Annotated in this window: 20 protein-coding genes; 14 read left to right on the top strand and 6 right to left on the bottom strand. The window is 45.0% G+C overall.

Annotated features, from left to right (window positions below; all coding sequences use genetic code 11):
• Positions 1-107: 107 nt before the first annotated feature.
• The 3 genes from HUK38_RS03875 to HUK38_RS03865 are packed head-to-tail and all read right to left on the bottom strand — an operon-like array spanning position 108 to position 3,693.
• Positions 108-899: a class I SAM-dependent methyltransferase gene (locus HUK38_RS03875; RefSeq protein WP_182582661.1), complete on the bottom strand. Its 792-nt coding sequence runs from the start codon at positions 897-899 to the stop codon at positions 108-110.
• Positions 900-925: 26 nt separating this feature from the next.
• Complete coding sequence (locus tag HUK38_RS03870; RefSeq protein ID WP_182582659.1) at positions 926-1,855, bottom strand: hydrolase 1, exosortase A system-associated; 930 nt, start codon at positions 1,853-1,855, stop codon at positions 926-928.
• A complete protein-coding gene (locus HUK38_RS03865; RefSeq protein WP_182582657.1) occupies positions 1,852-3,693 on the bottom strand; it encodes an asparagine synthetase B family protein in 1,842 nt (613 codons plus the stop codon). Before HUK38_RS03865 ends, HUK38_RS03870 begins: the two co-directional genes overlap by 4 nt.
• Before the next feature lie 178 nt (positions 3,694-3,871).
• On the opposite strand from HUK38_RS03865, the gene ubiA reads away from it, so the two are divergent.
• The 7 genes from ubiA to HUK38_RS03830 all read left to right on the top strand — a co-directional run bounded on the left by ubiA (position 3,872) and on the right by HUK38_RS03830 (position 11,690).
• Positions 3,872-4,774, top strand: a complete 903-nt coding sequence (gene ubiA, locus HUK38_RS03860; RefSeq protein ID WP_182582655.1) for a 4-hydroxybenzoate octaprenyltransferase — start codon at positions 3,872-3,874, stop codon at positions 4,772-4,774.
• 81 nt (positions 4,775-4,855) lie between these two features.
• On the top strand, positions 4,856-7,639 hold the full coding sequence (locus HUK38_RS03855) for a molybdopterin-dependent oxidoreductase (RefSeq protein WP_182582653.1): 2,784 nt from the start codon (positions 4,856-4,858) through the stop codon (positions 7,637-7,639).
• Between the two features lie 16 nt (positions 7,640-7,655).
• Positions 7,656-8,273 carry a 4Fe-4S dicluster domain-containing protein gene (locus HUK38_RS03850; RefSeq protein WP_182582651.1) on the top strand — a complete coding sequence of 206 codons (618 nt, stop codon included), beginning with the start codon at positions 7,656-7,658 and terminating at the stop codon, positions 8,271-8,273.
• 16 nt (positions 8,274-8,289) lie between these two features.
• Positions 8,290-9,237, top strand: a complete 948-nt coding sequence (gene nrfD, locus HUK38_RS03845; protein WP_238787436.1) for an NrfD/PsrC family molybdoenzyme membrane anchor subunit — start codon at positions 8,290-8,292, stop codon at positions 9,235-9,237.
• Positions 9,238-9,277: 40 nt separating this feature from the next.
• A complete protein-coding gene (locus HUK38_RS03840) occupies positions 9,278-9,868 on the top strand; it encodes a TorD/DmsD family molecular chaperone (RefSeq protein WP_182582647.1) in 591 nt (196 codons plus the stop codon).
• A 31-nt stretch (positions 9,869-9,899) separates the two neighbouring features.
• A complete protein-coding gene (locus tag HUK38_RS03835; RefSeq protein WP_182582645.1) occupies positions 9,900-10,427 on the top strand; it encodes a class I SAM-dependent methyltransferase in 528 nt (175 codons plus the stop codon).
• A 39-nt stretch (positions 10,428-10,466) separates the two neighbouring features.
• The gene (locus HUK38_RS03830) at positions 10,467-11,690 is read left to right on the top strand and encodes a class I SAM-dependent methyltransferase (protein ID WP_182582643.1); all 1,224 of its coding nucleotides are present in this window, start codon (positions 10,467-10,469) and stop codon (positions 11,688-11,690) included.
• A 27-nt stretch (positions 11,691-11,717) separates the two neighbouring features.
• Here the strand turns inward: HUK38_RS03830 and rimI are convergent, their stop codons facing one another.
• Both rimI and HUK38_RS03820 read right to left on the bottom strand, forming a co-directional pair.
• Positions 11,718-12,218 carry a ribosomal protein S18-alanine N-acetyltransferase gene (gene rimI / locus HUK38_RS03825; protein ID WP_338065354.1) on the bottom strand — a complete coding sequence of 167 codons (501 nt, stop codon included), beginning with the start codon at positions 12,216-12,218 and terminating at the stop codon, positions 11,718-11,720.
• On the bottom strand, positions 12,215-13,015 hold the full coding sequence (locus HUK38_RS03820) for an inositol monophosphatase family protein (RefSeq protein WP_182582642.1): 801 nt from the start codon (positions 13,013-13,015) through the stop codon (positions 12,215-12,217). Before HUK38_RS03820 ends, rimI begins: the two co-directional genes overlap by 4 nt.
• 84 nt (positions 13,016-13,099) lie before the next feature.
• Here HUK38_RS03820 and HUK38_RS03815 point away from each other — a divergent pair, with 84 nt between their 5' ends.
• Complete coding sequence (locus HUK38_RS03815) at positions 13,100-13,981, top strand: RNA methyltransferase (protein ID WP_182582640.1); 882 nt, start codon at positions 13,100-13,102, stop codon at positions 13,979-13,981.
• 5 nt (positions 13,982-13,986) lie between these two features.
• Complete coding sequence (locus HUK38_RS03810) at positions 13,987-14,394, top strand: phosphate-starvation-inducible protein PsiE (RefSeq protein WP_182582638.1); 408 nt, start codon at positions 13,987-13,989, stop codon at positions 14,392-14,394.
• Between the two features lie 106 nt (positions 14,395-14,500).
• Here the strand turns inward: HUK38_RS03810 and ppc are convergent, their stop codons facing one another.
• A complete protein-coding gene (gene ppc / locus HUK38_RS03805; protein WP_182582636.1) occupies positions 14,501-17,290 on the bottom strand; it encodes a phosphoenolpyruvate carboxylase in 2,790 nt (929 codons plus the stop codon).
• Between the two features lie 145 nt (positions 17,291-17,435).
• Between ppc and HUK38_RS03800 the strand changes: the two genes are divergently transcribed.
• The 5 genes from HUK38_RS03800 to HUK38_RS03780 all read left to right on the top strand — a co-directional run bounded on the left by HUK38_RS03800 (position 17,436) and on the right by HUK38_RS03780 (position 22,407).
• On the top strand, positions 17,436-18,392 hold the full coding sequence (locus tag HUK38_RS03800) for an acetyl-CoA carboxylase carboxyltransferase subunit alpha (RefSeq protein WP_182582634.1): 957 nt from the start codon (positions 17,436-17,438) through the stop codon (positions 18,390-18,392).
• Between the two features lie 155 nt (positions 18,393-18,547).
• Positions 18,548-21,280, top strand: coding sequence for a DNA methyltransferase (locus tag HUK38_RS03795; protein WP_182582632.1), 2,733 nt, complete (start codon positions 18,548-18,550; stop codon positions 21,278-21,280).
• Between the two features lie 31 nt (positions 21,281-21,311).
• Positions 21,312-21,806, top strand: a complete 495-nt coding sequence (locus tag HUK38_RS03790; protein ID WP_182582631.1) for a Uma2 family endonuclease — start codon at positions 21,312-21,314, stop codon at positions 21,804-21,806.
• Positions 21,807-21,874: 68 nt separating this feature from the next.
• Entirely contained in the window at positions 21,875-22,087 is a 213-nt protein-coding gene (locus tag HUK38_RS03785) for an antitoxin MazE family protein (RefSeq protein ID WP_182582629.1), read from the top strand.
• Positions 22,084-22,407, top strand: a complete 324-nt coding sequence (locus HUK38_RS03780; RefSeq protein ID WP_182582626.1) for a type II toxin-antitoxin system PemK/MazF family toxin — start codon at positions 22,084-22,086, stop codon at positions 22,405-22,407. The genes HUK38_RS03785 and HUK38_RS03780 overlap by 4 nt, the downstream gene beginning before the upstream one ends.
• Position 22,408 lies beyond the last annotated feature (1 nt).

Genomic DNA, 22,408 nt, shown 5'->3' with positions numbered 1-22,408 from the left:
TAACAATTGGTAGTACATCAGTTAGTAGGAATTTAAAAGTTTTAATCCTTCAGATTTTAAGAAAGTTACGCTTAAAATATCCTGTCGAAGGATGCTTCACCCAACAATTAATCAGCAATCTTTTGATAAACACCTAATAGGCAGTTTTCAGGATAACGTAGCCCCAACTGCCGCAATCCTTTCATTAAGAGTAACTCCATATAGTTTAGAAAGAAAAATCGGCTAAAAGTACGGCAATCATCTAAATAAGTAAAATGTACTTCTTTGAAATGATGATGTTGAAATAACTTGAAAAGATTTTTGCGTGTATTCATTTTGAATTGTACTGGGAATGTGTCACGTTTTTCTGTACGCCATAAAATCTTTTTAAAAAAGTGGTGTATCTTTAATGGTGTCAGCCGAGCAAAATAAGACATGGGTGCATGTAAATTAGGCGTATAGATCACAACGACAGCTCCGACATGAGTCAATTCTGCTAATTTATTTAGCGCTGCTTCTGGATTTGCAATATGTTCAGCAACCATTCGCAGAGTGATTAAATCAAAGGTTTTTGTCGTAAAGAATTCCTCTAGTGCGCCTTGAAAATGCTGGTGGATGAGCGGGTTGTCTTTAATGTTTTCATCAGGATCAACGCCAAATAATAGTTTTGCTCGTGCAGCTAATTGCTGTGCTAAGGCTTGATTACTCGGAAAAATATGTCGGCCGCAGCCCACGTCTAGCCATTTTGTTTGCGGTGAAATTAACTTTACCACCTGTGCTTCATAGTATTCGTCAGGTGTAAAATAATTAAATCGCAGGCGTAACTTAGGCCCCCAACCTAAGTTAGCTACTTCATTGAACTTACCATGATAAATCTGTTCAGCATCTGTCGCTGTTGCAATACTTAACTGTTCAAACATTTTATCGCCTTTATCAAAGTTTTATATTAGGTTTGTTCATGTTGCTGCATCACTAATAGTTGTGCAGAATTCTTATAAATATCAGCATTATTGTTCTCAACCAACCAATCAATTATTTTAATAGCAATATTCTCGCGCCATTCCTGACGAGAAAAATTATGATTTGCAGATTCTAATTGGTAACAAGTGACATTACCGCGTTGAATCGCTTGTAGCCAGCGGTGATTCGTTGCTAATAATGCTAAAAATTCTGCCACTGTTGAATCATCACTATGACTTAAAATTACCAAAATTTTGCCGTTAAACTGTTCTAATCCCATTAACATTTGTGATATAAAATCGGCTGTATTAATTATCCTAGTTTCCATCCAAAAAGGCTTGAATTGTTGAATAAATCGCAACAAATCATGATAAATATTTGAGATGTTGAGTTGTAACCGCACGGTTTTATACCAAAAATCACGCGCAAATAACCGCGCAGGATAATAACGCCGTAACCGCGCAAGTGCCTCTGTATAATTATCATGCACCCAAGGATTTAACAAAATAAGTTGCTTAACGCGCCCGTCCTTGTAGGCGTAACATAATGCGGCTGACGCAGCATCACACAATCCCCACAGTGCAATTGTTTTTACAGTTGTCACTTGTGAGATAAATTGTTTTATTGCTGAACTAATATCCGTTTCTATGAATTCAAAACTACGCATTTCACCTTCACTATCACCCATACCGCGATAGTCAAAGCGAAATGACGCAATTCCAGCGCTCGCAAACTGACGTGCCAATAACGTAATCTGCCGGTGCGTTCCCGCTCGATATTGTGGTCCACCAATAATAAACAGCACCCCTGTCGAAGTTGGTTTAATACGTTTAGGAACACAACTAACACCAATGAGACGCAACCCATCACAGACAAAAACATGCGGTGATTCTACCCAAAAAGTTAAATCAGTCATATATCATGCGTAATTGTTTGATGTTGCTCTAACCATTCTTCCAAAATAAGCATAACCCATAATAGTTTACCGAAATAAATTGCGTGATCTTGCAAATGTGACGCCTGTACTTGGTCAATATAATCAGCGCGTAACCAGCCGCGTCGTTTGAAATCACTTAACCGATCATTGACACGCTCTTTTAATGGCAAATACTCTTTTAACCATATGCCAAATGGTAATCCAAACCCGTGTTTACGTTTATCTAAAATTGTATCAGGTAAATATCCGCGTAATGCCGTTTTATAAAACCAGCGTAAAGTTAAACCGCGTACTTTCCAATTCGGTGGGACTTCACCGGAAAATGCCACCATGTCATCATCTAATAATGGATAGCGCACTTCAACCCCAGCCACATTAGCCATTGTTGTCACCTTGCGCAAATCATCATCAGCCAACGTTAACTTTAGATCAAGGTGCAGCATACGATTAATGTAATGTTGTGAATCGGCACGTTCATAAGGGTCTTTTAACAGCAAATCAGGTTGTTTTGGATCAATCGCAGCCAGAAAATCAGCAGAAAACATATCGGTCAATGGCTGACGATAAAGATAATTAAACGCCTCTAAACGTTGTGGTAAAGGGGTTTTTGCTTTACTGACATACGCATGGAACTTACGAATTAACGGTAGGCGCATCACCAAAGGTAAATCGGCTAATGGTTCTAATACCGAATGCCGTAATTTGAATGGCAACCATTGATAATATTCAAAAATCCGTTGTCGTGCATAACGCGCATTTCCACCAAATATTTCATCGCCACCATCACCGCCGAGCATCACTTGATAACCATCAGCAGCCGCAAGTTTTGCACAAAAGTATGCCGATACCGCTGATTCATTTGCAAAGGGTTCATCATAGTTCGCAGCAATGATGGGAATGGTATCAACAACATCTTGCGGCGACAAATAATATTCACGCGCATCTAAATTGAAATGACGTGTTGCAATACGCGCATATTCCATTTCATCAAAGCCAGACGCATTAAATCCAATAGAATAAGTGCGGGCGCCCTGACCTTGAATATCTGTTAATATTCCAGCAACCGCTGAACTATCTGTACCGCCGGATAAAAAAGCCGCGACCTTATCGGTATTAGAAGCCCGCTGAATCGTGTCTTTAAATAATTGACGGAAACGAATAGTTTGCGCTTGTATATCACGCCGCGGGGCATCTTGATAATGCAACTGCCAATAAAATGAACGTGTTAGCGTCGTATTAGAATAGCGACCAAATTCAGCCGGCAATAATTTTTCCACCCCTTGAAAAATCGTCTGCGGCGCCGGCACTTTGAAGAAATAAAAGTAATTAAAAATAGCTTGCGGCGAGAGTTGTGCTGCCACAAACGGATGTGCTGCAACCAAATCAGCTCGATTAGAAAATACCAATCCCTGATGAGTGACGGCGAATGCAAGCGTTTGTATGCCGATACGATCAATCGCAAATACTGTCGCGCCAGTACGCCGATTAATAATAATCAATGCAAATGAACCTAGCAGTTTTTCAAACAAATTAAGTTCGTATTGTTGCCATAATGCGAGTATGGCGGCGGCAGGGTTTTTAATGTGCGCTGACTCTGCTTGATTAGTAATACGAGGGCGACCTGCCACCATGACCAACACATCATCAGTCATCACCACATCAACCAATTGACCAACTGTGACAACTGTACTAATTGCATCTTGATAAATTATTGGTTGTCTGGAATTGCGACAATGCTGCAGCAATCGCCTAATACATTCGGATTGTGCAGTATCAGATTGCGCCGGCGGTGTGACCCAACCAAAAAAATCATACATGTTTTCACCCACGCTCAATTAATTATAATAATAAACAAATGCAGTATAACGCCAATCCTGCACCAACGTGAATACCCCTATCAGCAACGCATACAAAAATCAACCATAATGTGGCATACTCTGCACCGTTGTTAAAATCACTGCAACCCGATCTCAACCCATCATTTTCTATCACACCATGCCCCAACGTATCAGTCACAGCAATTCGTTTTTTTCTGTCACCGTGCGTACCCGTATTAGTTATTATATTCAATTAGTACGCCTGCATCGGCCAATTGGTATTTTCCTTCTCATGTGGCCAGCATTATGGGCATTATGGCTTGCCGGTGCAGGTTCTCCACCCTGGCACATTGTGATAATTTTTATTACTGGTGTAGTTTTAATGCGTTCAGCCGGCTGCGCTATTAATGATTATGCCGACCGCGATTTTGATGGACATGTGGCGCGCACTTGCACTCGTCCATTAGCAACTGGCGATGTGACCCCCCGCGAAGCAGTCATTGTTTTTATGACACTCAGTTTATTAGCGTTTGGGCTAGTGTTAATGCTCAATTGGCAAACAATTTTAATGTCAGTGGTTGCATTGTTATTAGCAATGATTTATCCTTTTATGAAAAGATTTACTCACCTGCCACAAGTGTTTCTTGGTGCTGCTTTTGGCTGGGCAGTGCCGATGGCATTTATGGCAATTACCAATCACGTTCCAATGTATGCGTGGCTCTTATTTATTGTAACAATTATTTGGGCGCTGATCTATGATACCGAATATGCGATGGTTGACCGTGAAGATGACTTAAAAGTTGGCATTAAATCTACGGCAATTTTATTTGGCCATTATGATCGCCTTGTCGTCGGTATTTTGCAAATTGTCATGTTGCTGATGTTGATTGACATTGGACACACGGCGGCGCTTGGCATTTTTTATTACATGGGATTGGGCATTGCCGCATCGTTCGCAATTTATCAGCAGTATCTCATTCGCCATCGGGAACCGCGTACCTGTTTTACTGCTTTTTTAAACAATAATTATTTCGGTATGGCAATATTTGTCGGCTTAGTTGTTGACTATCTATTACGGTAAACTCAACCATTCGACGATCACAATAATTAAAGTCCTGGGCAATTGCCTCGGAGTATTCTGTCACCTTGGAGGAGGTATTTAATGAGCTGGAGTATACCGCGCCTATCGCGTCGTTCATTCCTGAAAACCTCGGGTATTGGCGCCGCCGGGCTGACCTTTTTATCACCACTTACACGTCTTACCACCGACGCGATTGCAAATGAAAACGATGCAGTGCAAGAAGACATTTCTTATAGCATTTGCAATTTTTGTTCTTCATTATGCAATTTGCGTGTGACCAGTCACACCCGCAATGGTGAAAAGCGGGTAGTTAAATTAGACGGCAATCCGTATTCCACCTTAAATCGCGGTAAAATCTGTGCGCGTGGACAAGCTGGATTACGTCAAACCTATGATACTGACCGATTAAAAACGCCATTGATTCGGGTTGGAGGTACTCAACGCGGTGAATACGCATTTCGCACCGCAACTTGGGAGGAAGCCTACGCTTATATTGCCGAAAAGAATAAAACGGCCGCAATTAAACCCTGGGAATGGACAATGGTGGGCGGTTGGACATCCTGTGTGTTTTATATGAATTGGGCAGTGCCTTTTTCAATGGCGAATGAAGTGCCAAATATCATCGCGTCACCTATGCAGCATTGCGTGACCACCGGCCATTTAGGCACTGATTTAGTGACCGGTAATTTCAATATCCATGATGAAGTGTTGCCAGATTTTGATAATGCTAAATACATTTTATTCATGGGGAATAACGCTTCAATTGGTGCGGTTTCCACCTGCCGAATGGTGCGTTTTGCACAAGGACGTAAAAAAGGCGCCAAGATTGTTGCATTAGACCCGCGCCGTTCAGAAACCGCCGCTAAAGCCGATGAATGGATTGCTATTCGTCCAGGAACTGATTTAGCATTTTTATTAGCCATGATGCGGATTTTAATGGCAGATGGTTTATATGATGCTAATTTTTTACGGCGTCATACCAATATGCCAATGCTGGCATACCGCGATGAAACGGGTGAATTGCGCCTATTGACTGATAGTGAAGATCGCCCACAAGTATTAGTTGAAGGCACGACTCAAATCCGCGTTTTGCCAAAGTTTACGAATGATAATACGCATGACATTGCGGGTGAAACCTTTACGCCAGCATTAAAAGCGCCCAATGGTTTTATTCTCGATGGTCGAGCAATTCTCACCGTCTTTGATGCGCAGTTTCAAGAATTAGCGACCTATACGCCCGAATGGGCAGCGGATATTACCGGAATTAAAGCCACCGATATTGCGCGTATTACACATGAATTCGGTACCACCCGTCCGGCAATTATTGATCCGGGTTGGCATGGCGCTCGTTTTGGTAATGTGATGATGCAGCGGCGTGTTCAAGCAATGATTCAAGCCCTCACGGGTGGATTAGATCGCGTGGGTGGCTGGATGAATTCGGCCGAAGTGCATCATAAAGCGGCGCACATGTATGAGGCAATGGAACATGGCTATGAAATGGGGTCGCCATTAGCCACATTAGCGGGAATGGCATTTGCCAAAATGGTGGTGGGTGCATTATCAAAAGGTGAAAACTTTTCACATGGTCACCCCGGTTGGACATGGGCATGGAGTGCGCAGGAAAAAGCGGCAGAACGGTTTCATGTTGCTTTACCAGTGATGACCGATGCGGGATTAAAAGAGTCGGTTGAAGGGCGGGTCAAGTTTAATAACGAACCTTACCTGACCCGCGCTTTTTTAATTAATGCATCTAATCCAGTGCGGCATTATTATCCCGACAGTCGCTGGAAAGAAACGCTTGGCCATAGCAATGTCGAATTGGTGGTGATGATTGAAGTATTGCCATCGGATACCGCTCCCTGGGCAGATGTTATTTTGCCAAATACTACCTATTTAGAACGTAATGAGCCGACGTTGTATGGCAATGGTGTCAATCACGATTTGGCATTAACAACCCGCTATGCCGCAATTGAACCGCTCTATGATACTGAGGAGACGGCAGATATTTTACTGAAAATGACTGAGATCATTTCTGGCAATACGGATGGTTATCACGAATGGGTAGAAAAATTAACTGGATTAAAAGCCGAACCAATTAAAGCGGCATTAGAGCGTAATCGCCAAACCATGACAAAAGGCACTTATCAAGCGGCTTGTCGTGAAGTGTCATTTGCGCAAACGGCTGAACGACTTGGCGTGACGCCGCAGCATATTGATGAGGTATTGCGGGCAAAAGGTGTTTATCACGAACGTGATCGTGAATACATGCTTGAACATTATGCAATGCCATTAAAAATGCCAGTGCCAACCGAAAGTGGGCGAGTGGAATTCTTTTCCAATCTTATGCGTCAACTCCGTGATGACGGTCATACAGAACTCAATTTTCATGTATTGGCAACTCATATTCCAGTGAAATTGCGGTCGGGGTCAGCGCAAGAAGTGAATGCGCCATTAGCGAAAGATGAGTTTTATTTTGCTTATGGTAAAACGCCCACTGTTTCGCATGGCTCAACCAATAGTAATAATCCGGTATTAGCGGCAATCAATGAGTTCAAAACTGATGTGTATAAAGGTGTTTGGATTCATCCTGACCGTGCGGCCGCGTTGGGAATTAAAATGGGTGATAAAATTCAATTGACCAATACCCAATCTGGTCAAAATACCACTGGTCATGCCTATGTCACGCGCTTAATTCACCCGGAAGTGATTTTTGTGTACAGTTCATTCGGCGTGGAAAATAAAGCACTGTCGCGTACCCACGGTGAAGGCACCGCAACGAGCAAATTGATTCCTTATCAAATTGAGCCGGTGGTTGCCGGATTCCGTTCACAGGAATTCACTATTCGCGTTGCTAAAGCCGCTTAATGAAGGGAAATAAAACATGCCACACTTTGTTATGGTGATTGATTTAAATACCTGTGTCGGTTGCAATGCGTGTATGGCGGCCTGCGCAATGGAAAATCAAACCCCAGTTTGGGATAAGAAAAAATGGCGAACCTACGTTCACGATAAAGAAATCGGTATTGGTTCGGATGTGAATCGGCGCTTTTTCCCGCGCCTGTGTAATCATTGCGATAATCCACCGTGTATGACCGTTTGCCCCACTGGTGCGACCTATAAAAAACCGAATGGCATTGTCATGGTTAATCAAGAATTGTGTATGGGATGCGGCGCCTGTGCAATGGCGTGTCCGTATCATGCGCGTATTCCGATTACGAATGATGATGTGCAGATTGGTCAAGCGTTTTATGGCTCTGATTATCACCGCACCTGCGCCAGTATGGATAAGTGTTCATTCTGCGATCATTTAGTTGAACAGGGACAAAAACCCGCCTGTGTCACAACCTGTGTTGGATCAGCACGATTATTCGGTGATTTAGAAGATGCCAATGATCCGGTCGCGCAAATGGTTGCAAGCGGCGTTGCACGTCCATTGATGCCGCATATTGGCACTAAACCCAATGTTTATTATGTTGATGATTTGAAATGGAGGAGCTAATCTAATGGACGTCAACATGACTTATGCCACTCAAGAAATGTGGACTTGGTGGTTAGCGATTTATCTTTATTTCGGCGGACTTGGTGCGGCAACATTAGCCGTGACCTTTTTAACCGACATGTATTTAAAACCCCATCGCCATTTGGTGATTTGGGGAGCGGGTGCCGGCGTTGTATTACTTGCGCTAGGATCGCTCATGTTATTTGGGCATTTATTACACAAGAGCGCCGTTTTTCACGTTCTCAACCCCATGATCTTATTTAATAAACCCGATGCGTGGATTGCATGGGGAACGCAATTTATTATTTGGATGATGGTGTGGGGTGTATTATATGCACTGCCCGATGTGCGCGAAACGCAATTCCCACGACGTGTCCCGGTCATTAAAAATTTAATTGACCAACCGTTTGTGATCGCCATTGCTAAAGTAGTTAAACACTATCATCGCGGCGTGGGTTGGTTAGCCGTTGTTAATGGTGTTGGTGTTGCAGTTTATACCGGTTTATTATTGCAATCATTCCCAGCGGTTGCCTTGTGGCATAACCCAGCCGTCCCGTTGTTATTTACCGTGTCAGCATTTTCAACGGCAATGGCATTCTTATTACTGCTCATGTACACCCTGCTCCATGACCAAGCAGACGAGTATATTCGTGTGCTATACGAACGGATTGACTTAGTATTGATTGCCGCCGAATTGGTGATCCTTTTCTCATTGTATCAATACCTCAAAAACGGGTCAGAATCGGCCGTACGTTCAATGGAATTATTGTGGAACGATCACGGCTGGTTAATTGGGTTCATTGGCTTTGGTTTAATTGTGCCATTCTTCCTTGAACTCAAGAGCATGATGAAAGGTTGGTCAACTCGCGTCCCAATCATTACCGCATCCGTGTTGGTATTAGTGGGTGGATATTTATTACGCCACTATTTCATGTATGCTGGCGTCTATGCGTATCCTTGGTGATTTAATCGGTCATTCAATTGCGTAACATGAGCAAATTAATATGATTGATAGCGGCGATCAAACCCCATGGTGTTTAATCCCAGGTGATTCACAGCACTTGCGTCTGCTCGCCGCTTTATTCGCACTGCCGCAATCCGATTCAATTAACGTATTGCAAGAAATCGCGCCCCGTGCACCCTGGTTAATTCCTGCAATTGATGAACTTTTAACTGTACCACTCGATCAGTGGCAAGCGGAATATACGCAGTTATTTATTGCCGGGTATCCCCAAACACCCTGCCCACCATTTGCGGCAGTATATGGCCAAGCGCAATTAAATGATCGTATTTCGGCCGAATTACGCGCTCTGTATGACCGTGCTGGATTACAGTTACCCGCAACAGTTGCGCCAGATTATTTGGGGGTATTATTTGACTGCGCAGCGTATCTAATTGACTTAGCACGAGAGCAGAACGCGGATGGTCAATTGGCACAGCAATTATTAGTGACGCTGTGGGAAAAATACCTATTGACCTGGCTGCCACAATTCGCCGTTGATTTACAACGTCATGCAAAATTACAGCTGTATCAACTGCTCGGTGAGAGAGTTGGGCAACTATTTCCTAATCAAACACGACCCGATCAATGCTGAAATTATTCAAATCCTATTGATATTTACGCTTATGGCAAGAAAACTTCATATTGGTGGTAAAATACGCTGTCAGGATTGGGAAGTATTAAACGCCACTGCTGCGCCTTATGTAGATCATGTGTGCAATGCGAATAATTTAAGTCAATTTGCCGATAATACATTCGAGATGCTCTATGCGTCGCATGTCGTTGAACATCTTGATTATGTTGGCGAATTACTGAAAACCTTAATTGAATGGAAACGGGTATTACTGCCGGGCGGGCAATTATTAGTGAGCGTCCCTGATTTAGACGTTTTATCACGGCTAATGCTTGATAAACAGCATTTAACTGCGGATGAGCGTTTTATGGTGATGCGTATGATGTTTGGCGGGCATGTTGATCGTTATGATTATCATGTTGTGGGTTTGAATACCGAGTTTTTAACATTTTTTCTTGCGACTGCTGGTTATGTCAATATTCAAAAAGTGGCGGAGTTTGCTTTATTTAATGACACCAGCACCCTCATCTTCAAAGGTGTTGCAATTAGTCTCAATATGATTGCCCACAAGCCTAGTTGATTAACTAATTTAATACAATTATTTTAATAGTATTTCCTGATGCAGTCTCAAACTATACTACCATTATTAACTCATTCTGAATTAGACACTGCTGCATTAACGCACAGTCAACAATTATTAAACCATATTCGTACTGCGATTAAAGCGGCGCCAAATCAACGCCTGTCATTTGACCAGTTTATGAACTTGGCTTTATACGCACCTGGGCTGGGTTACTACGTCGCTGGTGCAGTAAAATTGGGGGCGGCAGGCGATTTTATGACTGCCCCAGAAATATCACCATTATTCGGTCGCTGCATTGCACATACCTGTGTTGATGTTTTTCATTACCTTGGTGGTAATGGAAATATACTCGAACTCGGCGCAGGTTCCGGTCAACTTGCCATTGATATTTTAATTGCACTTGACCACATTGGTCGTTGCCCACCGCATTATTGGATATTGGAAATCAGCCCGGATTTACAAGCACGGCAACGCGCTTTAATTGCCGCCCGTATTCCGCATTTATTACCGCGTGTGCAATGGATTACGGCTTTGCCAAGCGAGTGGCGCGGCGTCATTCTCGCCAATGAAGTGATGGACGCCATGCCCGTTCAGCGGTTTTATATTAACGACGATGGCGCAGCGGAATGTTTTGTCACATTGGATGAGCATGACCAGTTAATTGAAATAACTGCCGCTGTGCAATCGCCAGGATTAGCCGATGCTATTGTACAATTGCAAGTTTTTCAATTATTAAACACGCCGGTTTATTACGGCGAATTCAATCCACACCTGAAGCCATGGTTATCCGAATTGGCGGCGGCATTGCAGAGCGGTTTATTATTGTTAATTGATTATGGTGGGACGCAAACCGAGCTTTATCATCCCGAGCGGCGCAGCGGGACGTTAATGTGTCATTATCGTCATCGCGCTCATACTGACCCTTATCAATTGATTGGTTTGCAGGATATTACCGCACATGTTAATTTCACAGCGGTGGCAGATGCGGGTGAACAAGCGGGATTAAAGTTAGTCGGCTATACAACGCAAGCGAGTTATCTTGTCAATTGCGGGATTGAACAGTTATTAGCTGAGGCTAATACGACGGGCGACACAGCGACACAATTACAATTCACTGCGGGAGTAAAACAATTATTATTGCCAACGCAGATGGGCGAGCGGTTTAAGGTCATTGGATTTGCGCAAGGTGAATTGTCAGCATTGCGCGATTTTCCCCAGATACGCGGCTTTTTAGGCTATGACTTGAGTAACCGATTATAGTGAATTGTCATTACCGCAAGTTATTTATTACAACGCCCGTGCCATGACCAGCGCATCTTCACGTCCGGTCAAGGTCGGGTAATAATTTCGCCGATAACCCACTTCATTAAAGCCTTCTGCTTGATAAAGTGCAATAGCAGTGCCATTAGAAACCCGCACTTCAAGAAACGCAGTCATAGCATGTCGTTGCTGCGCCAGCGCGAGTAAGCGCCGTAATAAAATGCGACCTAATCCGCGCCGTTGATAATCAGGGTGAATACACAAATTGAGAATATGGCATTCATCTGTTGTCAGCATCATAATGCCATGACCGCAAATGATAATAGACTGGTAATGATCGTCACTAACATGTTCTAATACGAGATTGCAATAACCGGCGCGCAAACAATCGCGAAAAATCCCACTACTCCAGGGGTGCTGATATGCGGCTTTTTCAACCACAATCACAGCGGGCAAATCATCACGCTGCATTAAGCGCAATGCGTAATGATGCGCTGGTGCTGCTGCGAATATAGGATTAACAATCACCCAGCGCGTAACCGTTCGTTTAATAATGGATTTAATCGTGCCAACATGGCTTGATGCAAGCGCACATTACCAGCAATGACATTACCCGTATCAAAATGGCGGTCGCCGCCGTTAATATCGCTGACTTTACCGCCGGCCTCAGTGACTAATAATGAACCGGCGGCGAAATCCCAGGGTGATAAACCTAATTCCCAAAAGCCATCAAGACGGCCGGCGGCGACGTAAGCAAAATCTAATGCGGCAGAGCCAGGGCGGCGAATACCGGCGGTATCAGCAATCATGGCTTCCAGCATTTTTAAATAGGTTGTTAATTCACTTTGGTCACGAAATGGAATGCCGGTGCCAATTAACGCCCCGCGTAATTCGCGTTGATCGGTGACGCGCAATCGCCGATCATTTAATAATGCACCGCCACCGCGACTGGCGGTGAATAATTCTTCGCGTAATGGATCATACACGACCGCTTGTTGCATTTGACCGCGCCAGCGTAAGCCAATGGAAATAGAAAATTGGGGGAACCCATGCAAATAATTCGTGGTACCATCAAGTGGGTCAATCAACCATTCGTATTCATTACCGCGTTGTTGACCGCTCTCTTCAGCCCAAATAGCGTGATCGGGATATTTATTGCGTAATTCTTGAATAATTGCGGCTTCTGCTGCACGGTCTACATCACTGACAAAATCATTGAGTTGTTTGCTACTGACGCGAATTTCATCACGACGTTCATAATGACGCATAATAATTCGCCCAGCGCTTCGTGCGGCACGCACGGCGATATTTAACATAGGATCCATGAGATTTTATTCACTCTTATCAATTCACTTTTAATAAAAAAACGTACCCGTTTTTTACACCGCGCACCGTCAAGATCATTTAACATGCAACCATTTGAGCAACAGTTTGAACAACCAATTAAACAAAGTGCCGAGCAAATTATAACGCATTTGCCCACCGAATTGGTATTGCAACGTATTCGTTTTGTGCTGGTGGCAACCAGTCTCAGCGGTAACATTGGCGCGGTGGCGCGAGCAATGAAAACAATGGGATTGTCGCGCTTGGCATTAGTGCAGCCACAGCATTTTCCCGATGCTGATGCGGTTGCCCGAGCCGCAGGTGCGGATGATTTATTAGCACAGGCAACGGTGCATTCGGATTTAACTACGGCATTAACGGGTTGTCGGTTAATTATTGGAGCGAGTGCGCGGCGGCGCAGTCTTCATTGGCCAACTTTAACGCCAGAAACCACCGCGCAGCAATTATTAACTGAAGCGGCGGCGGGTGAAGTGGCATTAGTATTAGGACGGGAGAATTCAGGTTTAACCAATGATGAATTAGCGCAGTGTCATTATCTCGTGCAAATTCCCACAAATCCAGCGTTTAGTTCATTAAACTTAGGGGCGGCGGCGCAGGTATTTGCCTATGAGATTCACCGCATTTGGTTGGCAATGAGTCAGACGAATACTCAAATAACTTGTGCTGAAACGGTCGCGCCAGCCGTGACGCATAATAATACCGAGGCAATTGCAACGGCGGAAGAAATGGCCGGGTTTTTTGCGCATCTAGATGACACACTGATTCAATTGGGTTTTGCCAAATCTGCGCATTCAGCAACCCTGCGGCGACGCTTGCGGCGTTTATTCAATCGCGCCCGTCCAGACCGAGTTGAAATTAACATTTTACGCGGCATTTTACGCGCTGCTACTAAGCAGCGCCGTGTTAATGCTATTCGCGATCATCATTATCCAGACCACGAGGTTTAATCACCATGAATATAACCACTTTAGAACAACGAATTGACCGTTTATTATCCGCGTTATTCCGCTATGTTGAAAAAGCCGCTCTTGTAGCTATAGGCGGATTCGCATTGATCGGGATTGGTCAAGCTGTATTTGCAATTCACATACAGGGTGAGGTGCTATTACAAGATTTGCTGTTAATGTTCATTTTTATTGAAATTATGGCAATGGCGAATGTGTATTTTCAACGTCACACCGTCCCCTTTACCTACCCGATGCTGATTGCTGTGACTGCATTATCACGGTTAATTGTTTTGCAAGGTAAAAATGTCAGTCTTAATTTGGTGTATGAAAGTGGTGCAATTTTATTGGTTACCATTGCCATTTTAGTCATGCGTTTCAGTGACCGTTACCGCAATATTGAAGACGGCGATTGATTCGGCGTTATTCGCGGTGACGCAATTGACTTTGCGGGGAAATGCGGTAAAAAGTAAATCGGATCATCTCCCATCAATTGCGCACCCGTTGTTATTTTGATTTATTTTATCCCGTATTCCGCATTCCTGCCGCAATCGCGTTAATTGAACGCAATAATAAATCCAGCCACTGTTCACGTTGCTCGAGTGTACTTTCATCACGATAGCGTTCTAATAATGTGATTTGAACGTGATTTAACGGATCAAGATACGCATTACGCCGCCCTAATGAAACCTGTAATTCTGGCGTTTCTTCTAATAGCATTTGCAGCCCAGCAATATGCAGTACTTGCGTTAAAGTCCGTTGATATTCGGCTTGGATATGTTGAAAAATCATTTCCGCCATACCGCGATCCTGAACTAACCGGGTGTATTCATGCGCAATGTGCATTTCCGCTTTGAATAATGACATTTGCGTATTGCTCAATAGCGCCCGGAAGAATGGCCATTCTTGATACATCCGCTGTAACTTGGCTAATCGTTCTAAATCATTACCGCGCCACCGTTCAATTGCACTGCCAATGCCATACCAGGCCGGTAATGTATGGCGGGATTGCGCCCAGCCGAATACCCAGGGAATGGCGCGAATGGAATTTAATGAGCGGTCATTGCGTTTGCGATGTGCCGGGCGCGAGCCAATGTTAAGTAATGCAATGGCGTCTAATGGCGTGACTTCATAGAAATAATCAATAAAGCCGGGCATGTTTTGAGTTAATTGCCGATATGCAGCTTCGCCATCATGCGCTAATTCGGCCATGATGCCAAGATAATCTTTGCGTATTTCCGTCACTGGTTCAATTAAACAACGGCTGGCTTTCATTAACCCGCTGATGCCCATTGTTAATTCGTATAACGCCGTTTCGGGATTGGCATACCGATAAGATAAGACTTCGCCTTGTTCAGTAAACTTAATTTGCCCGCGCACGGTTGCAATTGGTTGCGCCAGAATTGCTTCATGCGTTGGGCCGCCGCCCCGTCCAATGGTGCCGCCGCGGCCGTGAAATAAACGGCATTGAATACCATGCGCATCAGCTAATGCCATCACCCGTTCTTGTGCTTCATATAATTTCCAGGTTGACGTTAAAATACCGCCGTCTTTACAGGAATCAGAATAGCCGAGCATGACCTCTTGGAATTGCCCCGATGCTTTTAATAAAGCAGCATAGGTCGGGTGATTAAACAGGGTAGCCATGATCTGATCAATGCGGGTTAAATCTTCAATCGTTTCAAATAATGGAGCGATTTGAAGATGACAAAACCAGCCGTCATTTGTATAGCCAGCTAATCCTGCAAGTCGGGCTAATAACATGACTTCCATGACGTGACTGGCGTGATGAGTCATGGAAATCACATAGGCACCAAAAATCTGTGGGCTTATTTCAGCGCGCAGGCGGGCGATTAATTCAAAAACTTCTAATGTCTCTCGCGTTTCAAAGGTGAGCGTGGCTTTATCAATATGCAACGGGTGCGGGTGGGCAATGGCTTCGGAGAGCGCGAGTAGTTTTTGTTCTTCATTAAATGCGGCATATAACGGAGCGCCGGGTTGGCGGGCAAATAATTCCGTCACGGCTTGGGTGTGGCGATTGGATTCTTGGCGAATATCTAAATGCACCAAATGAAACCCGAAGGTTTCGACTAAACGAATTAAGTCTTTTAATTCACCTTCGGCGACATTGGCGTCCCCATGACTCATTAACGAATCACGAATGAGATATAAATCCTGTTGCAATTCATCGGCATCACGATAGCCATCCGGTAATCGCACATCATGCCCCTGTAATCGGGCGCGTACTCGGTCTAATGTGACCATTAACCGATGACGCATGGTGGCTAATTTGCGGCGATAGGGTTCATGGCCATAGCGCCGTTGACTTTGACGCATGGTATTGATCCAATAATCTTCATCCGCGTCGAGGCTATTGAGAAATTGCGGCGATGGTTGGCATAACAGATTCGAATGACTGAGAATGCGGCTTAATTGTTGAATGCGTTCGAGGTATTCTTCTAATACCAGTTCGCATTGCATTCGTATTGCCAATTCGGTGGTTTCGGGGCGGACGAATGGATTGCCGTCGCGGTCGCCTCCAATCCACGAGCCGAATTGAATAAAGCTGGGGACGTGCATGGGTTTTTCGGTATTATAAATGCGCCGCACGGTGCGATCTAAATTGCGATAGAGCAGCGGTAAGGCGGTAAATAATGACGCCCGAAAGAAATATAAACCTTGACGCACTTCATCGGCGACCTGCGGTTTGTGAATACGCACCTCATCGGTTTTCCATAAAATTTGGATTTCGCCGAGGATTTTGCCGAGTAAATCCTGTTGTTCTTCTTGATTGAGTTTATGGCGGTGTAGGTCAATGGCTAATAAAAAAATCCGCCGTTGCGTTTCCAAGTTAATGCGCCGTTTGGCTTCGGTGGGATGGGCGGTGAAGACGGGCAGATATAATAATTGCGCAAATAAGTTTTGCAATTGGTCGGCGCTCATACCGTCGGCGGCGAATTGACGCAAGGTGTGATCGAATGAACCGCGCCATAAACGGCCGCCGGCGCTGACTAATGAACGGCGCTGTAAATAACCATTCACTTCTTCGGCGATATTCACCAAACTGAAATAGATATTATAGGCACGAATGACTTCGGATAGCGTTTGCGGATCAAGGCTGTTAATTCGGTGCATCAATTTGGCGCGCAATTCGGGATCATCAGCGCGACGCAGGGTTAAAAACCCATCGCGCAGGCGTTCAACAACCACTAATACTCGTTTGCGGCTGTGTTCGCGTAACACTTCGCCGAGCAGGGTGGTGAATAATTGAATGTCGCGTTCGGAGGCGGTGGCGGGCATGGTGTGGGTCATGGGTGGCAATTCAACTGGCAAGCACGTCAAGCAAGAGTGTTTTAGGATACTACCGATCTGCGCAATTAACGCCTAGACAACTGGGCGGCGCCAAACAATTTTTCCTGCCATTTAACTGGCGTTTTTATCATTTACACGAGGCATCATGGACCTAAACTTTTTAGAATTTGAGCAACCTGTCGCCGAACTGGAGGCGAAAATCGAAGAACTGCGACATGTTGGTAAGGATAACGCAATTAACATTGAGGAAGAAATTGACCATTTAAAAACTAAAAGTCAGGCGCTGACGCAGCAGATTTTTGCCGCGCTGACGCCTTGGCAAATCTCGCAATTGTCGCGCCATCCGCTGCGTCCCTATTTTTTGGATTATGTCCACCACCTGTGCGATGACTTTCAAGAGTTGCACGGCGACCGCGCTTTTGCCGATGACCAGGCGATTGTCGGCGGGTTGGCGCGGCTGGACGGGCGGGCGGTGATGGTCATTGGGCATCAAAAAGGGCGGGATACGAAAGAAAAAATCCTGCGTAATTTTGGAATGCCGCGACCCGAAGGTTATCGTAAAGCATTGCGTTTAATGCAATTAGCCGAGCGGTTTTCATTACCGATTTTAACCTTTATTGATACGCCCGGCGCGTATCCGGGCGTGGGTGCAGAAGAACGCGGGCAGAGTGAAGCCATTGCGCGCAATTTGCAGGTAATGTCCACTTTGCGCGTGCCAATTATTGCCACGGTCACGGGTGAAGGCGGCTCGGGTGGCGCATTGGCAATTGGTGTGGGGGATCGGTTAATTATGCTGCAATTCAGCACTTATTCGGTCATTTCACCCGAAGGCTGCGCGTCTATTTTATGGAAAAGTGCTGATAAAGCGCAATTGGCCGCCGAGGCAATGGCAATTACGTCGGACAAATTGAAGGAATTAGATTTGGTGGATGCCATTGTGCCAGAACCACTCGGTGGGGCGCATCGTGATGTGCCAACCATGGCGGCGGCATTAAAAGGTGTGTTATTAGAGCAGTTGATTGAATTGGAGTCATTGGAAACGGAGCAATTGCTGGCGCGGCGCTATGAACGCATTCGTGCGTATGGGCGGTTTAAGGATTAAAACCGACTGCCTCCTTTTATAAAAAATTGATCGTTCCCACGCGCCAGTGTGGGAACGCACTGTCTTAATCAATTAGTTATAATCTGAACGGCGCAACTCCTGAGTTATCTTGAATAAGATTTTTTATGATGCTCAACACGATAACGGAATAAACCATGCCATTAGCCTGGAATGACATTAAAGCACGGGCGCAGCAATTTGCGCATGAGTGGGCGAATGAAACCGCCGAACACGCCGAAGCCAAATCATTCTGGGATGATTTTTTTCAAATCTTTGGCGTAACGCGGCGGCGCGTGGCGAGTTTTGAACAGCGTGTTAAAAAAATAGACGGGCGGGATGGGTATGTGGATTTATTGTGGAAAGGCACGTTATTAGTTGAACAAAAATCACGCGGTAAAAGTTTAGATCGCGCTTATACGCCGGCGATTGATTATTTTCCAGGCTTAAAAGAATATGAATTGCCGCGCTATATTTTGGTGTCAGATTTTGCACGAATGCGCTTATATGATTTAGAAGACAATACACAAGTTGAATTCGCGTTATCTGAATTGGTGCAGCATATTCATTTATTCGGGTTTATTGCCGGGTATCACACGCGGCGCTATCAAGAACAAGACCTAACCAATGTGAAAGCCGCCGAGCAAATGGGGCGGCTGCATGACAAATTAAAACAGAGCGGTTACGCCGGACATGAATTAGAAGTCTATCTCGTGCGGCTGGTGTTTTGTTTATTTGCCGAACACACCGGTATTTTTGAAATCAATCAATTTCAGGAATTGATCGAGCAGCGCACGGCGGCAGATGGCAGTGATTTAGGGCAATGGTTGGCGCATTTATTTGAGGTATTGAATACGCCAAATGATAAACGCTCGACGCGCTTGGATGAACAATTAGCGGCGTTCGCCTATATTAACGGGCAATTATATGTCGAGCATTTACCAACAGCCGCCTTTGATCGAGAATTGCGCGATCTGTTATTAGCCGCGTGTGCATTGGATTGGGGGCGCATTTCACCGGCGATCTTTGGCGCGTTATTTCAAGCGGTGATGGCGCCGGCGGCGCGGCGGCAATTGGGGGCGCATTACACGTCCGAGGTGAATATTCTCAAGTTAATTGGGCCGCTGTTTTTAGATGAATTGCGCGCTGAATGGCAACGGATTAAACGCCAATCGCGGCAACAGTTATTTGCGTTTCAACAACAATTAGCGGCGATTACATTACTTGATCCGGCCTGCGGCTGCGGCAATTTTTTAGTCATTGCGTATCGGGAATTGCGATTATTAGAATTGGAAGTCTTGCAGGTGTTATTTAATGATACCAGCAATTTAACCATTGGCGTGGGTGAGTTTAATATCCTGTGCAATGTGAACCAGTGTTATGGAATTGAAATTGAGGAGTTTCCGGCGCAGATTGCGCGCACGGCATTGTGGCTGACCGATCATCAAATGAATCAGTTGGTGTCGCAGCAATTCGGCAAGTATTATGCGCGTATTCCATTAACTCATGCCGCAACCATTGTACACGGCAATGCGTTGCAATTGGATTGGCGCTCGATTATAGCGCCCGCTGAATTGACTTATATTCTGGGTAATCCGCCATTTGTTGGTAAAAAAGAGCAGAACGCATTACAAAAGGCGGACTTTGCGCAGGTGTTTAATGGTATTAAAGGCGCGAGGGTTTTAGACTTTGTGGCGGCGTGGTTTATTAAATCAACGGATTACATGGCCGACAATCCCGCAATTAAAAGCGCATTTGTCGCCACCAATTCAATTACGCAGGGCGAGCAGGTTGGCGTCTTATGGTCTGAATTACTCAAGCGCGGTGCGCAGATTCATTTTGCGCATCGCACGTTTCAATGGTCAAATGAAGCCAGTGGGCAAGCAGTGGTGCATTGTGTGATGATTGGATTTGCATTGCATGAGCCAATCAAAAAACGCTTGTTTGTGTATGAGAATGTGCGGAGTGAAGCGAAAGAAACAACGGTAAATAATATCAATCCGTATTTAGTTGATGCGCCCAATGTCGTGATAACGCGACGTAGTCAACCAATTTGTCATGTCCCGCCAATTGTGTTTGGTTCAATGGCAAACGATGGTGGTCATTTGCTATTATCTGAGGCTGAAAAGCAGGAATTGATTCGCAAAAATCCACAAGTGATGCGGTGGATTAGACCGTTTTCGATGGGCAACGAGTTCATTAATGCGATTCCGCGTTATTGTCTTTGGTTAATTGATATTGCGCCCAACGAACTGCGACAAATGCCGGACGTTTTGGCTCGTGTTAATCAATGTAAACAGGTACGCTTGAATAGTACCAGAGCAGCAACAAATAAACTGGCCGCTTCGCCGACGTTATTTGGTGAAATACGCCAGCCAGATGTGCCGTATTTAGCGATTCCATGTGTTTCATCTGAACGCAGACGCTATATTCCAATTGGTTTTTTACCGCCAGAACATATTGCTGGTGATAAATTGCATATTATTCCCAATGCCACCCTTTATCACTTTGGCGTATTATCATCCGCTATGCACATTGCATGGATGCGCACGGTTACTGGGCGCTTAAAAAGCGATTATCAATACTCCAATACCATTGTGTATAATAACTTTCCGTGGCCAGACTTAATCACTGATAAACACCAGCAACGCATTGAAACTGCCGCCCAAGCGTTATTAATTGCCCGTCAACAATACCCCGACTCATCATTAGCCGCGCTGTATGATCCATTACTCATGCCACCGCCATTAGTGCGCGCTCATCGCCAATTAGACGCTGCGGTGGATGCGGCGTATTCACAATTCGCGTTTAATAACGGTGCCGAGCGCGTGGCGTTGTTATTCAACCGTTATCAACAATTAACCGCACCAATGGATAAAAAGCGGCGTTAATAAAAATTGATTTACCACACCGGTTAATTATATGACACTCCCCCGCATGTTATTAGACGCCAATGAACTGGGCATTCGTTTGGAAATGGTCAACGGGCTACCGTTATGGGAAGCGCAACCCGTCTATCGCCATCAAAAAGCAATTGATCGCATTGTGAAAACCATCCGCCCCGTCTCTAATACAATTCACCCATGCGGCTGTATTTATGCAATTGACGTGTACATTCAATTTGGCACTAGCTTAAAACGTCCCGACATTGCAATTTTTTGTCAAGAACCACCCGACGATCAACAAGACAGTGCATTAACCATCATTCCTGAAGCGGTGATTGAAGTTGTCAGCAAAGGCTATGAAGCAAAAGATTTACAAATCGCCCCGCCGTTTTATTTATCACACGGTATTAAAGACGTCATCGTATTTGATCCCGCCACGTTACTCGTATTACACCTGCGCCAGCATCACGCCACGCGATTGATTTCACCGGTCGAACTCACGCTCGAATGCGGCTGCCAAGTCACCGTCTAACCATGTCGCCATTTGATTGATCGTTCCCACGCTGGAGCGATCAGATTAAAAAAGTATTGGAAACGATAATGAAAACGAATCATTCAACGCGATTGAAACAACGCCATGCGGCATTACGCGCCGCCGGTTTGCGCCCAATACAATTATGGCTGCCGAATACGCGCCGCGCTGGTTTTGCTGAAGAATGCCGTCGTCAATCATTATTATTGCAAACCGACGCCCACGAACACGATACGATTGCTTGGCTTGAAGCAATAGCCGACCGCGATGGTTGGCAATGAAACGCGGCGATTTGGTGACGGTGGCATTGCAAGGTGATTTGGGTAAGCCACGCCCGGCGCTTATCATTCAATCTGATTTATTCGACGCGCATCCTTCCATGATAATTCTACCCGTGACGAGTGAATGGCGCGACGCCCCACTATTTCGCATTCCGTTGTATCCAAACGAATTAAATGGATTAAATAAACCGTCGCAAGTGATGGTGGATAAAATTCAATCGGTCGCCCGTGAAAAGATCGGCGCAGCATTCGGTCGTTTAGATGATGACACGATGCTGGCGGTCACGCGGTCATTAGCAGTTTTTCTTGGATTTGCCTAAT

Origin of the sequence: Thiospirillum jenense (assembly GCF_014145225.1) — a bacterium.
GTDB classification, from domain to species: domain Bacteria; phylum Pseudomonadota; class Gammaproteobacteria; order Chromatiales; family Chromatiaceae; genus Thiospirillum; species Thiospirillum jenense.
The sequence above is the reverse complement of the archived record's forward strand: the minus strand, read 5'-3'. Positions and strand labels throughout refer to the sequence as shown.